The 15,842-nt window shown below is 63.6% G+C and carries 12 protein-coding genes; 7 read left to right on the top strand and 5 right to left on the bottom strand.

The window, feature by feature from the left end; translation table 11 throughout:
* Positions 1–40 precede the first annotated feature (40 nt).
* From QZ564_RS09620 to QZ564_RS09590, 7 genes are all read left to right on the top strand, one after another.
* A complete protein-coding gene (locus QZ564_RS09620) occupies positions 41–1,273 on the top strand; it encodes an ROK family transcriptional regulator (protein ID WP_297108480.1) in 1,233 nt (410 codons plus the stop codon).
* Positions 1,270–1,914: a ThuA domain-containing protein gene (locus tag QZ564_RS09615; RefSeq protein ID WP_297108477.1), complete on the top strand. Its 645-nt coding sequence runs from the start codon at positions 1,270–1,272 to the stop codon at positions 1,912–1,914. The genes QZ564_RS09620 and QZ564_RS09615 overlap by 4 nt, the downstream gene beginning before the upstream one ends.
* A 31-nt stretch (positions 1,915–1,945) precedes the next feature.
* The gene (gene ugpC / locus QZ564_RS09610) at positions 1,946–3,034 is read left to right on the top strand and encodes a sn-glycerol-3-phosphate ABC transporter ATP-binding protein UgpC (RefSeq protein ID WP_297108474.1); all 1,089 of its coding nucleotides are present in this window, start codon (positions 1,946–1,948) and stop codon (positions 3,032–3,034) included.
* A 251-nt stretch (positions 3,035–3,285) separates the two neighbouring features.
* Positions 3,286–5,304 carry an alpha-amylase family protein gene (locus tag QZ564_RS09605; RefSeq protein ID WP_297108470.1) on the top strand — a complete coding sequence of 673 codons (2,019 nt, stop codon included), beginning with the start codon at positions 3,286–3,288 and terminating at the stop codon, positions 5,302–5,304.
* Positions 5,305–5,334: 30 nt separating this feature from the next.
* Entirely contained in the window at positions 5,335–6,357 is a 1,023-nt protein-coding gene (locus QZ564_RS09600; RefSeq protein WP_297108467.1) for a LacI family DNA-binding transcriptional regulator, read from the top strand.
* Between the two features lie 40 nt (positions 6,358–6,397).
* On the top strand, positions 6,398–8,644 hold the full coding sequence (locus QZ564_RS09595; protein ID WP_297108463.1) for a glycoside hydrolase family 95 protein: 2,247 nt from the start codon (positions 6,398–6,400) through the stop codon (positions 8,642–8,644).
* Between the two features lie 28 nt (positions 8,645–8,672).
* Positions 8,673–9,683 carry a zinc-binding alcohol dehydrogenase family protein gene (locus QZ564_RS09590; protein ID WP_297108460.1) on the top strand — a complete coding sequence of 337 codons (1,011 nt, stop codon included), beginning with the start codon at positions 8,673–8,675 and terminating at the stop codon, positions 9,681–9,683.
* Between the two features lie 21 nt (positions 9,684–9,704).
* On the opposite strand, the gene QZ564_RS09585 is transcribed toward QZ564_RS09590, so the two are convergent.
* From QZ564_RS09585 to QZ564_RS09565, 5 genes are all read right to left on the bottom strand, one after another.
* Positions 9,705–11,435: a hypothetical protein gene (locus QZ564_RS09585; protein ID WP_297108457.1), complete on the bottom strand. Its 1,731-nt coding sequence runs from the start codon at positions 11,433–11,435 to the stop codon at positions 9,705–9,707.
* Positions 11,432–12,562, bottom strand: a complete 1,131-nt coding sequence (locus QZ564_RS09580; RefSeq protein WP_297108454.1) for a chemotaxis response regulator protein-glutamate methylesterase — start codon at positions 12,560–12,562, stop codon at positions 11,432–11,434. Before QZ564_RS09580 ends, QZ564_RS09585 begins: the two co-directional genes overlap by 4 nt.
* A gap of 9 nt (positions 12,563–12,571) precedes the next feature.
* Positions 12,572–13,390 (bottom strand): CheR family methyltransferase, encoded by an 819-nt coding sequence (locus QZ564_RS09575; protein WP_297108553.1) that lies wholly within the window; start codon positions 13,388–13,390, stop codon positions 12,572–12,574.
* A 108-nt stretch (positions 13,391–13,498) separates the two neighbouring features.
* Complete coding sequence (locus tag QZ564_RS09570; protein ID WP_297108451.1) at positions 13,499–13,960, bottom strand: chemotaxis protein CheW; 462 nt, start codon at positions 13,958–13,960, stop codon at positions 13,499–13,501.
* Between the two features lie 9 nt (positions 13,961–13,969).
* Positions 13,970–15,814, bottom strand: coding sequence for a methyl-accepting chemotaxis protein (locus QZ564_RS09565; protein WP_297108448.1), 1,845 nt, complete (start codon positions 15,812–15,814; stop codon positions 13,970–13,972).
* Between the last annotated feature and the right edge of the window lie 28 nt (positions 15,815–15,842).

Here is a 15,842-nt window from a genome sequence, read left to right as displayed (position 1 = left end):
CTAAATCAGGCAAGCTGAAATTCTCATTGGGAGTACCCCATTGGTCGTCAAGATCGCCGATCCGCTGCTCATGCGCGAAATCAACAAGTTTCATGTGCTGGAAACCATCCGGTGTCATGGGCAGATTTCGCGCGTCGAGATCTCTGAGCGGACTATGCTGAGCGGAACGACCGTGTCGGCCATTACCGGGGCGCTGATCGAAGAGGGGTTGATCCAGGCCACCCATTCGCAGGTCAATGGCGAGGGGCATCGGGGCCGTCCGCGTGTGCTGCTGGGACTGGTGCCGGATGCTGCCTATGTGCTGGGCATCAAGATATCGGAAATCATGACGACGGTCGCGCTGGTCGACTTCCGCGGCGAACTGGTGGCCTCGGTGCAGTTGCCCATAAGGCTGGCCCGGCAGCCGGCAGAGGTGATCGCCGACCTGATCGAAGACGCCATGGACGACTGCGTCAACAAGGCGGGAGTCGACCGCAAGCGGATACGCGGCGTGGGGATCGGCGTGCCGGGCCTGGTCGATCCGCGCTCCGGGCGCAGCTATGCCAGCTCGGTCTTTGGAGAGCGCGAGGTCCCCCTGGGCGCGCTGCTGGGCGAGCGGACTGGCCTGCCAGTGAAGCTGGAAAAGCCCGCCAATCTGCTGGCGCTGGCGGAAGCCTGGTTTGGCGATGCCCAGCGCGAGACCAATTTTGCGCTGATTGTTCTCGATCGCACGGCCAGCCTCGGTCTCTGGCTGGGGTCCGATCTCCACCGGGGCGCGAGTACTCTGGGGCCGACCTTCGGGCATCTCAAGGTCGGGAGCGAGGGGGTGCCCTGCGAATGCGGGCAACGCGATTGCCTGAACGCGCATGCCGGCGAGGCGGCCCTGAGGCAGCGTGCCTGTGCCGTGCTGGGCAAGGATTTCGTCGAGACGCCCCTGGCCCGCACCCATATGCTTTCAGCGCTGGCCGAAGCCAGCGATGCGGGCATGCCGGGTGTCCGCGATATCATTGCAGCGCATGGCGAGAAGCTGGGCATCGGCATTTCCCATGTCATCAATCTGATCAACCCCGCGAAAATCATCATTGCGCTGGATTCGCACCGCTATCGCGAGCTGGTGGAGCCAGCAGTGCGGGAGGCTGCTGCTGCCAACAGCTTCAGGGCTCATTTTGCATCGACCGAACTGGTCTTCCACACACTGGACGATCAGCTCTGGGCGCGCGGCGCCGCCGCCTTGATGCTGCGCGACATCTATAGCGCCCCATGGACATCGGCATACCAGGAGGAACAGACATGAACAAACGAGCCCTGATCGTGTGGGGTGGCTGGGACGGCCATACGCCCGAGCAAAGCGCGCGCCTGGTTGGCTCCATGCTGGAGGAGCACGATTTCGCGGTGGACATCGAGCCGACCACCGAGGCTTTCGCGGACGATAATCTGGGCCGCTACGACCTGATTGTGCCGGCCATCACCATGTCGCGCATCGAGCGGGAGGAGCTGACCAACCTATTGGCCACGGTGCGCGCCGGCACGGGACTGGCGGGCTTTCATGGATTGATGAGCGACAGTTTCCGCAATGAACCGGACTACCAGTTCATGATTGGCGGGCAGTGGGTTGCCCATCCGGGCAATATCCTCGACTTCACCGTCAATATCTCAAAGCCGGACGATCTAATCGTCCAGGGGATTGGGGATTTTCCCTATCATTCCGAGCAATATTACATGCATTTCGATCCCACCATCGAAGTGCTGGCGACCACCACGTTCTCGGGGGAGTATTTCGACGAGATCGACGGCGTGGTGATGCCGGTGGTGTGGAAGCGTCGCTTCGGCAAGGGGCGGGTATTCCACTCCACGCTCGGCCATGTGGTGGACGAGTTCCAGGTGCCGCAGATGCGCACGATTTTCGAACGCGGCGCCCTCTGGGCTGCCCGCTGACCTGACATCAACCATCGGCAAGGAGGAGACGATGGCAGAATTGCAACTTCGGGGCATCAACAAGAGCTTCGGCACCGTCAAGGTGATCCACGATATCGACCTGGACATCGGCAATGGCGAATTCGTGGTGTTCGTGGGCCCCTCGGGCTGCGGCAAGTCCACCTTGCTGCGCACCATTTCCGGCCTGGAAGAACCCAGTTCGGGGCAGGTGCTGATCGGCGGCGAGGATGTGACCGACTATGACCCCTCCGAGCGGGGCGTGGCGATGGTGTTCCAGTCCTATGCGCTCTATCCGCATATGAGCGTGGAGCAGAATCTGGGTTTCGGCCTGCGCATGGGCGGCATGGACAGGCAATTGGTCGCCGAACGCGTGGCCGAGGCCGCCCGCATCCTGGAACTGACCGACTTGCTGGAACGCAAGCCGCGGCAACTCTCGGGTGGGCAAAGGCAGCGCGTGGCCATTGGCCGGGCCATTGTGCGCCAGCCCAAGGCTTTCCTTTTCGACGAACCGCTGAGCAATCTGGATGCCGAATTGCGCGTGCAGATGCGGATCGAGATTGCCAAGCTGCACCAGCAGCTCGGCGCGACCATGGTCTATGTGACCCATGATCAGGTCGAGGCGATGACGCTGGCCGACCGCATCGTGGTGCTGCGCGCTGGTCGGATCGAGCAGCAGGGGAGCCCCATCGAGCTCTATGACGACCCCGACAATGTCTTCGTTGCCGGCTTCATCGGTTCGCCCCGAATGAACTTCCTCGATGGCACAATCACCGCCATCAACGGGGCGGAGATGAGTGTGACACTCAAGGCGTTCGATGCCCCGGGCCTGGTCGTGCGGCGGCGTAGCCAGACCGGAGCGGTGGGCGATGAAATCAGCGTCGGTGTTCGCCCCGAGCATTTCGCCGATGCTGCCCTTGGCGGTCCGACCCTGACGGCCACCGCACAAGTGGTCGAGCAATTGGGCGGGGTGTCCTTCGTCTATGCCGTGGGCAAGGATGGTGAGACTAAGGTGACCATCCAGCAAAAGGGGCATTCGCGTATCGCCGATGGCGCGCCGATCACGGTCGGTATCGAGCCGGGTGCCCTGCTCGCCTTCGACCAGTCCGGGCTACGGCTCTAGCGGCGACGCACCTCGTCGCGCCCGATCGGCGATTGCCTTGCCAAAGCGCCCGCGCCAGCCGCGGGCGCTGCTTTTTCTGACCGCCGCCTCCTCGGCTGGCGTCACGATCGCTTGCCAAATGCAACAAAGTTGATAACGTTTCAACTTAGTTGATGGGTGCTGCGAGTGCCCGCACAAGACCGCAGGGGAGCGGCGACAGGGTATCGACGCTAAAGCGGATTTGGGTGCCTAGTCTGCCAGGGAGGAAATGCATGACCACCAGCTACAGGCCGCTTCGCTTTCGGCAGATACACCTGGACTTTCATACGTCAGAACACATTCCGGGCATCGGCTCCGCCTTCGATCCGGATGTGTTCGTGTCGACCTTCAAGGCGGCCCATGTGGACAGCGTGACGCTCTTTGCCAAGTGCCACCATGGCTGGTCCTACTACCCGACCAATGTGGGCGCGCCGCATCCGAACCTTGTCAGGCCCGATCTGCTTGGCGACATGGTCAAGGCCCTCACGGCTGCCGATATCGAATGTCCCATCTACATCTCCGTGCAGTGGGATGAGCGCAATGCGCGTCTGCATCCGGAATGGCGCGTCCGGGCGGCGACCCCGAGCCGTCTCGATCCGTCCCAGCTCAAGGCTGGCTGGCATACCCTCTGCCTCAACCATGCGGATTATCGGGCACAATTGCTCGAGCAGGCGCGCGAAGTGGTGCGGGCTTATGATCCGCCGGGTCTGTTCTTCGATATCGTTCTGGCCACCGATTGCGTCTGCCAGGCCTGTCTTGAGTCCATGGCCGGAGCGGGCCTCGATCCGGAGCGGCCCGCGGACCGGCTGCGCAATGACGAGCGGGTGAATGCGACGTTCCGCAACGAGATGAGCGCCGCGCTCCATGCCGAGTTTCCGGGGCTGCGGATATTCTATAATTGCGGGCATATCCACAAACAGGGCCGCGAGCGTTTTGCGCCCTATAGCCACCTCGAACTGGAAAGCCTGCCGACCGGCGGCTGGGGATATGACCACTTCCCCGTGTCTGCACGTTATGCGGCGACGCTCGGGCTCGACTATGTTGCCCACACCGGCAAGTTCCACACCTCCTGGGGAGAATTTGGCGGATTCAAGCATCCGCATGCGCTGGCGTACGAGGCGGCGCAGATGGCGGCGCTGGGCTCCAAATGCCTGGTGGGCGACCAGTTGCACCCCAATGGCGCGATCAATCCCGATACCTATGCGTCAATTGCCCCCGCCTATGCCCGCATTGCCAGGCTGGAGCCCTATCTGGTGGGCGCAAAACAGGTCTCGCAGATCGCCATCCTGTCGTCTGAATATTTCAATGCCCAGGGTGATCACAATGTGGCCGCCGATGACGGGGCAGCACAGATGCTGCTGGAAATGCACCTGCCGTTTGATGTCATCGACGGCGGCGCGGATTTCTCGCGCTATCAGGTGATCATCCTGCCGGATGACATACCAGTCGATGCTGCGCTGGCGGCGCGCCTGCAGGCGTTCCTCAACAGCGGCGGCGGCCTGTTGCTCTCAGGTAATTCCGGCAGGGGAGAGGACGGGGAAATGTCCGTGCCTGCCGGTATCCGCATCGAGAATGAAGTCGAATACGAGCCCACCTATGTCCTTGCCGGGCCGAATTTTGATGCAGGCCTGACCAGGACGCCGTTCGTCGTCTATGGGCGCGGCCTGAAGCTCCGGGTCGACGGGGCGGAGGTGCTGGCCGAGATTGTGCCGCCCTATTTCAACCGGAGCTATGCGCATTTCTGCTCGCATCAGCACGCGCCCGACAACCCCGATGCAGAGACCCTGGGACCCGCGGTAACGCTCAAGGGAAAGGTGGGCTATATCGCCTTTCCCATTTTCTCGACCTACCACCGCATGGGTCAGCCGCTCTATCGGCACCTTGTGCGGGGGCTGCTCAACCGGTTGCTCCCAAGGCCGGTGCTGACCACGGACCTGCCTTCGTCCGGGCGCGCCAGCCTGACCCATCAGGCCGAAAAGGGGCGCTACATCCTGCACCTGCTTTATGGTCCACCCCAGGTCCGCGGCAAACATGTGCCGCATGGCGAGGGGAGCCGGGTCATGGAGATGATCGAGGACATCCCGGCGATCGGACCGGTCACGACAGAAGTGGTTCTCCCCTCTCGGCCGTCGCGCGCCTACGATGCCCTGTCCGGCGCGGCGCTGGAGGTGAACGAGCGGGGAGAGGGTCTCTATGGCGTCACCCTCGACAGACTGCATATCCATGCAGCGATCGTTTTCGAGACGGACTAGCCGGCTGATGGTGCAGGCGAGGTTGGGGACATGAGCGAGACGAACAAGCGACAGCCCACGATCACCGATGTTGCCGAGGCAGCGGGCGTCGCCATCGGGACCGTGTCGCGCTATCTCAATGGCCTGTCCATCCGCACTGCGAACCGGCTGGCTATCGAACAGGCTATCAGCGAGCTCGGCTATCGGCGCAACCTGGTGGCGGTGTCGATGAAGCGCCAGAGCGCGCAGGTGGTGGGCATGATGGTGCCGGCTCTGACCGAGTTCCATGCCGGACTGCTCGACCAACTCGGCCGGCGGCTGCGTCCGCGGGGATTGGCCGTGATGTGTTTCTGCCATGACCAGGAAGAGCGCACCATTGCGGAGGGCCTCGAGTTCTTCGCTGGCCACAGGGTGGAAGCCGTGGTCATGGATGGGCTTGCCGTCGCCGCTCCGATACTGGAGCGCCACGTCGCCGATGGCCTGTCTGTGGTGCTCTACGACAATGACATTCCCGGCCTCTCGGCAGACCGTGTCTTCACCAATAATCGTGGGTCCAGTGAGCGGCTGGTCTCCTATCTGGCGGAACTGGGGCATAGCCGCGTTGCCACCATTGCCGGTCGTGACGAGGATTCCGCCGGCAGGGAACGCCTCATGGGCTATCAGGATGCGCTTGAGGTGCAGCGCCTGCCGCGGCGGGAAGAGTATGTCCGTGCCGGCTACTGGACGGAAGCGGGAGGCTATGCCGCCATGCGCGACCTTTTGGCCCTGCCCGAGCCGCCAACGGCGGTGTTCAGCGCCAATTACAACATGACCATGGGGGCCTTGCGCTGGTTGCGCGAGCAGAAGCTCGACGTGCCGGGCGATCTGTCGCTGGTCAGTTTCGACGATGTGCCGGCCTGGACAATCCACCCCGCCGGCATCACCGCCGCAGGCCAGCCCCTTGAGCAGCTTGCCGATACCATCGCCTCGACCCTGCTCGATCGCCTGGAAATGGGATTGCCGGCCGGAAGGCGAACCTTGCGCATCGACGCCAATATCACGTTGAGGGGTTCTGCTGGAAATCCCAGGACCTGAGCATTTTGCAACAAGCTGACCATCCTGAAAGTCCAATTGAATGAAGAATCTTGAATTGTGGTACCGCAGTGCTGCGACGGAATGGACCGAGGCCTTGCCGGTGGGTAATGGCCGGTTGGGGGCAATGGTCTTTGGAGGCGTCGGCCGGGAGGAAATACAGTTCAACGAGGCCACGCTATGGAGCGGCGGGCCCTATCAGCCCATCAATCGCCAGGCACTGCCCAACCTGCCCAAGGTGCGGGAACTGATCCTGGCCGGCCGCTATGCCGAGGCGCAGGCGCTGGCCGACCAGACGGCGATGGCCGTCCCCTTGACGCAGATGACCTATCAGCCGGCAGGTAATCTGTTCATCGAGTTCCGGCACGAGGCAACGCCCGGCACATACAGGCGCAGCCTGAACCTGGCCGAGGCCGTGGCAACCACGAGCTATAGCCTGCTCGGCTGGGGTCTGGGCGAGAACGCTGCCATTGTACAACGGGAAAGCTTTGCGTCCGCCGCGGACGATGTGCTGGTTACCCGGCTCAGCGCCAATCGACACGAGGCGCTGACCTTTGAGGTCTGGCTCGATAGTCCGCAGCCGGGCAATTGGCGGGAGGGCGATGCCGCCAGACTGCATTATTTCGGCACCAATTCCGGTCTCAACGGCATTGAGGGACGGCTGACACTCGGAATCGGTGTGGAACTGCGTGTCGAAGGTGGTGTCGCAAAGCGGCGCGGGCGGCGGCTTGTTGTTGAGGGTGCGGCGGCTGCAACGCTGATCGTTGATGCCGCCACATCCTTCCGCCGCTTCGATGATGTGTCGGGGGACCCCGAGGCGCTATTGGCGGCGCGGCGGGACGCCATCGCTGGCAAGGACTACGCTCAGCTCAGGGCGGATCACGTCGCCCGGCACCAGCGCCAGTTCGGCCGCCTTGGGATCGATCTGGGCGAGGGGCGGGACGACTTGCCGACCAATGAGCGTATTGCCCGTTTCGCAGATGGCGGGGACCCGGCGCTGGCGGCGCTATACTTGCAATATGGCCGCTATTTGATGCTGTCGTCCAGCCGACCGGGCGGGCAGCCGGCGAACCTGCAGGGCATCTGGAACCGGGAAACACGGCCGCCCTGGGGCAGCAAATATACCTCCAACATCAATCTCGAGATGAACTATTGGCTGCCCGACCCAGCCAATCTGGCCGAATGCTTCGAGCCCCTGATCTCGCTTGTGGAAGATCTAAGTGTCACCGGTGCCGAGATGGCCAAGGCGCATTATGGCGCACGTGGTTGGGTGCTGCACCACAATACCGATCTCTGGCGCGCCTCCGGGCCGGTCGATGGCGCCGAATGGGGCCTGTGGCCGACCGGCGGTGCCTGGCTATGCGCGCAATTGTTCGATCACGCGGCCTATGCCGGCTATCCCGAGCCGCTGCTGCGCCGCCTCCTGCCGCTGATCGAAGGATCGGTGCAGTTCATTCTCGACATCCTCCAGCCACTGCCCGATAGCGACCATCTGGTCACGGTACCGTCCATTTCCCCGGAGAATATTCATCCGCATGGCGCAGCACTCTGTGCCGGGCCGACCATGGACAACCAGATCCTGCGTGATCTGTTCGACGCCTATGCCGGGGTTTGCACCCGGTTGGGGGTGGAGGGAATGCTGACATCCGAGGCGAAGGCGGCGCGGGCACGATTGTTGCCGGACCGGATCGGCAGGGCAGGGCAGCTACAAGAGTGGATGGAAGACTGGGACATGGATGTCCCGGAGATCCATCACCGGCATGTCTCCCACCTCTACGGGCTCTATCCCAGCCTGCAGATCGGTACCGATACCCCGGACCTGATGGCAGCGGCACGCAAATCGCTGGAAATCCGTGGCGATGATGCGACCGGATGGGGCATCGGCTGGCGCATCAATCTGTGGGCACGGCTCAGGGACGGCGATCATGCCCATGATGTGCTGGCCCTGCTTCTGCACCCCAAGCGCAGCTATCCCAACCTGTTCGACGCGCATCCGCCATTCCAGATCGATGGCAATTTCGGCGGCGCGGCAGGCATTCTGGAAATGTTGGTGCAGTCGCGGCCCAGCGAGGTCACTTTGCTGCCGGCTCTGCCTTCCGCCTGGCCGCAAGGCGCGCTTGCGGGCGTGCGGGTTCGGGGCGGGTTGGAACTCGATTTCACCTGGCGCAATGGCCGGCCCGTGCAGGTCAAATTGCGCTCTTCGCGCGCCCAGACCGTCACTGTTCATTGGGGGCAGGGGAGTCAAACACTTGCAGTCGAGGCCCATGAAGAAGTATCGGTAACATGTTAGTTCGCCCGCCGCGATGAAAGTGAACCCCATGAATACCGTTTCAGCCCTGGTCGTCACAGAGCCTGGCCATATCGCCATTGAGGAACGTGCCCGGCTCACGCCCGGGCCCGATGACGTACTGGTTGCGCCGCTCCGCTCAGGTATTTGCGGGACCGACTACCACATCTTCGAAGGCAATCAGCCCTTCCTCAGCTATCCCCGGGTGATGGGGCACGAACTGGCTGTCAAGGTTCTGAAGGCGCCTGCAGACAGCGGCATCGCGATTGGCGAGACCTATGTGGTCAATCCCTATGTGGCCTGCGGCAGTTGTGTTGCCTGCCGCAAGGGCAAGCCCAATTGCTGCACGCGCATCGGGGTGCTGGGCGTACACCGGGATGGCGGCATGGCCAAGGAACTGGTGATGCCTGCGCGCAATCTCGTGCCCTCGCAAGGTCTGTCGGCCGACGAATGCGCCATGGTGGAATTCCTCGCCATCGGGGCCCATGCCGTTCGTCGTTCCGGGGTCGGCCAGGAGGACACTGTGCTGGTGGTCGGGGCCGGACCCATCGGCCTGGGTGTTGCCCGATTTGCAGCCCTGACCGGGGCGGCGGTGACGCTGACCGATCGGGATCAGGCACGGCTCGACATGGCACAGAAGCTCATTCCGGAATGCCGCATGATGCTCGCCTCCGAGATTGGTGCTCTCGATGCGGAGACGAGTGAGGGCTTCGACGCGGTGTTCGACGCTACGGGAAGCCGGGCGTCCATCGAGGCGGGATTCCGCTTCGTGGCCCATGGTGGGCGCTATTGCCTGGTGAGCGTGGTCAAGGGTGACATCACCTTTGTCGATGCCGATTTCCATCGCAAGGAGATGACCTTGCTGGGCAGCCGCAATGCCATCGATGCCGATTTCGAACAGGTCATTGCCGCCATCAAGGCGGGGCATGTGAGAGCCGAAGACTGGATCACCCACCGCACCACCATGGCAGCGGCCGTCACCGACCTGCCGCTATGGGCCAAGGACAGGAGCCGGGTCGTCAAGGCGATGATCGAAATCTAGGACCCATTGGCAACGATCCGCTCAGAGCATGAAGGCGGCAAGGTCGTCCTCTGCCTCTTCCTGTTCGACAGCGCTGGGGACGCTTGCGGCAGCGGGAAACAGTCTATCGTGGATCTGCCGCTCGGCCTCCATGGTGTAGGCCTTGCGCAGACTGGCGAGGATCAGGCTCAGTTCCTGGGGCAAGGGTTCCGGCTGCGGATCGGCGCTGAGGGCGGCCACGACGATAGCGATGTCGGCCAGCGTTTCGGCCATGGCCGACTGGCCGGCAAGACCCCGGGCGGCGTCCTTGAGCAAGCCGATAACCTTGGGGCCGTCGGTGTTGAGACGCTTGAGCGCGGCGCCCAGGCTGTCGTCCAGCTTGGCCAGAATATCGAGGGCCAGATTGGCCTGGACCTCCAATTCCCCGATCTGCCCGGCGCCCTGATCCGAGGCCCTGCCGAATGATCCGGCAAGGGCCGAGGATTCATCGAGCCGCGCCATGGCGGCTTCGGCGGCGATAACGGTCTCTGTGGTCAGCTCGCGCAATTGCGTGGCAATCACTGTCAATGAGGCCCCGCGTGGTCCAAGCTGGGCGCAGCGCACGGCGGCATTGAGGCTGACCAGGCGCATATTGGCCTCGATCTCCTGTACGGCTTCGACATGCTGGAGCAGCCTGCCGACCGTTTCCTTCACGGCCCCCGCCACCGCCTCAAGCTTGGCGCGCTCGGTCTCGAAATCGGCCAGAATGGTGACGGCGGCCCGCAATTGGGTGCTGAGGCTGGTGATGGCAGAGCTCTTGCCGGCCTCCCCGCCCTGGAAATCGCGGGCGCGCGCCATGATGCTGCCGGCATCCGAGGCCAGGGCGGAAAGGTCCGCTTCGGCCTGCTCCACATCATGAGAGAAGCTTTCTGCCGTGTTGGCGATCTGCCGCTGCTGCAGGTCGGCAAGGGCTGCGGTGGCCGAGCCGTACAGGTCAGCGGGCAACGTCTGCCCAAAGGCTTCCTGACCATCGAGCAGATCGGCAAGCGTCGCCAGGGCCTGTTCGACATGTTCGATGCGCTGGCGGGTCGCATCCCCGACCTGAAGCGACATCACAGCGCTGCCGATGCGGCCGACGATCTGGCGGGACACTCGGCCGGTTTCGGCACTGCTCTCCAGGGCGGCGGCGCGCTGCTGGTCCAGGGCGGACAGGGTATCGGCGAGACTGTGCCCCAGATGGGTCAAGGTGTTGGCATGGGCGCCTTCGAAGCGGGCCCGCTGGCTGGCCGCGCGATCCACTTCCGTGGTGAGCTGGCGGTAGACCTGGGCAAAGTCCTGGATGGTCCGGCTGGCCGAGTCGGAGAGGGTCGCAATATCGGTGGTGAAGACGTCGAAATCGTCGCTGTCCCCGACAATGCCCGCGGCGGTAACCCGCGCATTGACCGAAACGATCCCCATCATTTTGACGGCCCGCTTAAGGTCGGCGATTGGCGCATTGGCGGCGCCCACCACGTCCACCAGCCTGGCCAGATCGGCCTTTTCCTGCGCGAAGGTGTCCGCCAGCGCCTGGGCCCGCTTGGCCACAGCGTTCAAATGCGCGCTGGCCTCTGCGGCCTGCGGGCCGCCTAGCGCCTCGGGCAAGGCCTCAAACAGCTTGCCCAGCGTATTGAGCAGGGCGGCCCCTTCGGTCAGGCGCGCGCCGACGGAGACGAAGGCCGTCTCGATATTCTGACGGGGACCCGCCAGGTCATCGGCGAGCCGGCGGATGGCCTTGGTATCGGCGGAACGGGTCACTTGCTTGCTCCGGTTGCAGCGCCATGTGCGAGGATTTCAGCGGCGACTTTGGACAGAGGCAGTATCTTGCCGGCCGCACCGCGCTGGATCGCCTCTTTCGGCATGCCGAACACGACGCAGCTGGCTTCGTCCTGGGCGATGGTCGGGCTGCCCATCTGGCGCATTTCGAGCAGACCACGCGCGCCATCGTCACCCATGCCGGTCAACAGGATGCCCATGGCGTTTCGGCCTGCGGCCTGGGCGGTGGAACGGAACAGCACATCGACCGAGGGCCGGTGGCGCGAGACATGCGGCCCTTCTTCAATCCTGACAGTGTAGCGTGGCCCATTGCGGACCAGCAGCATGTGCAGATTGCCGGGGGCGATCAGCACCTTGCCGCGCTGCACCAAGTCGCCATCCTGGGCCTCCTTGACTTCAACAGCGCAGCTCATGTCCAACCTGCGGGCGAAGGCGGTGGTGAATTTCTCCGGCATGTGCTGGACGATCAGAATGGGCGGGCAGCCCGCCGGCAGCGCCTCGAGCACTTCACGCAGGGCCTCAGTCCCCCCCGTGGAGGCGCCGATCGCCACGATCGGATCTGTAGCGGGCAGGCGAGCGATGAGGGTTTGACGGCGCGCTTCGGAGATTGGTGGAATAACCGCGTCGGCGGTCAGCTTGGCCTCGACCTTGACGTCCGGCGCGGGAACCCGCAGGGCCGGCGAAGCCTTGGCAATGCCCCCCATCTTGGCATGGGCGGCGGCCTTGGCAGCGTCGCAGATGCGCATGCGCGATTCCTGCAGGAACTGGGCCGTGTCGACCCTGGGCTTGGCGACCACATCGACGGCGCCAGCCTCAAGCGCCTGCATGAAGGCGTCGGACCCGTCCTGGGCCAGACTTGAACAGATCACCACCGGGATGGGGCGCTGCGCCATGATCTTCTTGAGAAAGGTGATGCCATCCATGCGCGGCAGCTCGATGTCGAGAAAGATGACATCGGGCACTTCCTGGCGAATGCGCTCCACGGCGACATAGGGATCGGCGGCAGTCGCCATGACCTCCAGCTCGGGGTCGGCCGAAATGATATCGGACAGGGTGGTGCGGACCGACGCGCTGTCATCGACGATCAGGACGCGGATTTTCGAACGCATGGTCAGGCCTCAGACCTTCTGAAATACGGCAGGTGCGATCTGACGCATGGTGATCGACGTGCCGATCATGGACTCAGAATGCCCAAGAAGAAGATAACCGCCGGGACGCAAGTGGCCGACCAGCCGGGTGATGACGGCGGCCTGGTCCTGTTTGTCGAAATAGATGAGCACATTGCGCAGGAAGATGATGTCGACATCCCGATCAAAGGGATAGGCGGGGTCCATCAGGTTCAGCCGCTCGAAGCGGACCGTACGGCGCAATTCGGGCACGATGCGCACTTCGGGACGGGCAGAGGGCCGGCGCGCATGCATGAGATAGCGCGACTGCATGCCCGGCGGCACCGGGGCGACGAGCTCTGCGGGGTAGACCGCCCGGCGGCCGGTTTCCAACACATCGGTGGAAATGTCTGTGCCCAATACGGCGAAGCGGAAATTGCGCTTCGCCGCAATCATGTCGGCCAGCACCATGGCAATGGTGTAGGCCTCGGCGCCGGTGGAGCTGGCCGCGCTCCAAACCTTGAGAATTGGCGCGCGCTCGCCGCGCTGGGACAACAATTGCGGCACCAGCACCTTCTCCATGCATTCGAAATGCTCGGGCTCGCGGAAAAAGTCGGTCTTGTTGGTGGTCACGGCGTTGATCAGGAAGGGCAGTTCCCGTTCGAGTCCGTCCTTGCGGAACAGGTAGTCGCCGTAGTCGGCAAAGGTTTCCAGCTGCAGGTGCCTTAGCCGCCGGCGGAGCCGGCCTTCCACCATCAGCCGTTTGGCGGGCGGCAGACGGATGCCGACTTCCTTGCCGATCAGCGTGGCGATGCGCTGGAAATCGCGCATATCCAGGTGGTCGTCATGATCGTCGGTCGAGGCGGTGGTCGCAAAGGCAGACAAAGGGGAAACTCCCAGGCATGGACACTGGCCGGGCAATTCCGGCCGGGTGCGGTATCAGGCGGCGTGGCCCAGATGGGCTGCGTCGGCCAGCAGCCGGTCGAGATCGAGTACGGTAACGAAGCGGCCATTGCGGCGCCCGATGCCCTGGATGCAGTGACCGCTCCAGCTCGCGCTGACGCTGGGCGGCGGATCAAGGGTCTCGCTATCGAGCACCGTGACCTCAAAGACCCGATCGGCCCTCAGGCCCACGGTCAGGAGGCCATCCGGCCCGGAGACCGAAAGCACCACGATGCGCGTGTTCTCGGTGTCAGGCGCCGGCTCGATCCCGAGGGTCTGGCGCAGGTCGAGCACCGGCACCCCTTCGCCCCGCACATCGATCATGCCCAGAAGATTGCCGGGTGCCCTGGGCAGGCGGGCGATGGGCCGCATGTCCAGGATTTCCTGCACCTTGGTGACGGGCGCCGCGAACAGTTCGTCGGCGACACCCAAAGTGACATATTGGTTCAGCTCAGCCATAGCGTGTTCCTATGCCGCTCCGCGGCGCGTGAAGTCGGCGTCCAGTTCATCCGGCCCCTCGTCCAGGGCGATGTCGAAACCGCCGCCACCACCACTATTTTCCTTGGCGGTACGAGCGCGGGCGGGCTTGCTTTTCTTCATGTGTGGTGCCTTGGCCAAAACGGCCTCCCGGAGGTCTGGGGCAGGGGCTGCCGGGGCTGTGGGCTGGCGGGCCTTGTCGCCGTTGATGCGGAAGTAGCTGATGGCGGCCTGGAGCTGTTCGGCCTGGCTGGCGAGTTCCTCGGAGGTAGCCGACATCTGTTCTGCCGCCGAGGTATTCTGCTGGGTCACCTTGTCGAGCTGCTGAATGGCCGTGTTGATCTGGGCGGCACCGGCATTCTGTTCCCGGGAGCCGGCGGAGATTTCTTCCACCAGTTCGGCGGTGCGCTGGATGTCGGGTACCAGCTTGCCGAGCATTTCCCCGGCCGACTGGGCGGCCTTGACCGTGGTGCCCGAAAGGGTCGAAATCTCGGCGGCGGCAGCCTGGCTGCGTTCGGCCAGCTTGCGCACTTCGGAAGCCACAACGGCAAAGCCGCGGCCATGTTCGCCGGCCCGGGCGGCTTCCACCGCAGCGTTGAGGGCGAGCAGGTCGGTCTGGCGGGCGATTTCCTGCACCACCATGATCTTTTCGGCGATGGTCTGCATGGCTTCGACGGCGTTGTTGACGGCCTCGCCGGAGGCAATCGCGTCGGCAGCAGACTGGCGGGCGATCTTTTCGGTCTGCGAAGCATTGTCGGCCGACTGCTTGATGGTGGCGGCCATCTCTTCCATCGAGGCGGAGGCTTCTTCGGTAGAGGAGGCTTGTTCGGTGGCGCCCTGGCTCAGCTGTTCGGCGGTGGCCGACATTTCCTGGGAGCCGCCGGCGACGTTGCGGGCTGCGGCAATGGCATCGCCAACCACTTCGCTGAGCTTGACCACCATGCGCTGAAGCGCGATGCCCAGCATGTCCTTGTCCGATAGCGGCTCGACATGCACGGTCAGATCGCCATCGGCGATCTGGTCGGCAATGGTGGCGGTGGCGCGCAGATTGGCGGTCATGGCGTTGAGTGCATCAACGAGGTCCTTGACCTCATCGGCCGATGTCACGGTTGCGGTGGCGTTGACGTCTCCCAGCGCCACGGAATTGGCGAGGTTGATGGCCGAGGCCAGGTTGCGCTTGATGCCATTGGTCACCAGCACCACCACGCCGATGGCGATGGCGGTGACCAGAATGCTGGTGCCGATGATCAGCCAGTTGAGGGTGTTGAACAGCGCGGCACCCTCGCTGCGCAATTGCTGAGCCGCTTCGAGCTGGTAGTGCGTAAGTTCGGACAGCGCCTCGGTTGTGGGGTCGATCGCCGGGAACATGGCGGTGGCGATGAACTGGTCCAGGGCGGTGGCGTTGCGTGTCCGGAGGATGGCATTGAGGTCCTCGACCGCCGCGTCGGCGCCGACCATGGTGGCTTTCACCGATTCCACGATTTCGGTTTCGCGCGCGGTGAGGTGCGTGCCCAGAAACTCGTTCCAGTGTTCGTCGATTGATTCTGTGGCACTCTGGACGTTCAGCGCTGCCTGGCTCCAGTCGATCGAGCCATCTTTGAGCTTGTACGCCGTATCGACCACCTTGATGGCATAGGCGTCCGAGATCTGCTTGAGCTGCTCCAGGGGAACGACGCGGTCGTCGTAGATGGAGGTCATGGAGTCAGCCATGCTGCTCATGCCAAAATAGCCGACGCCGCCGACAATGCCGGCGATGGCGATGCTGGACGCCAATTGAATGGCGAGGATCTTGGCCGCAATAGAGCGGAATAGCGGACGGCGTACGCGAGTGCTCATTGTATCAACCTTCTGGTTTGGGGAAGCC

The organism is uncultured Devosia sp. (assembly GCF_913055165.1).
GTDB lineage: Bacteria > Pseudomonadota > Alphaproteobacteria > Rhizobiales > Devosiaceae > Devosia.
The sequence above is the reverse complement of the archived record's forward strand: the minus strand, read 5'-3'. Positions and strand labels throughout refer to the sequence as shown.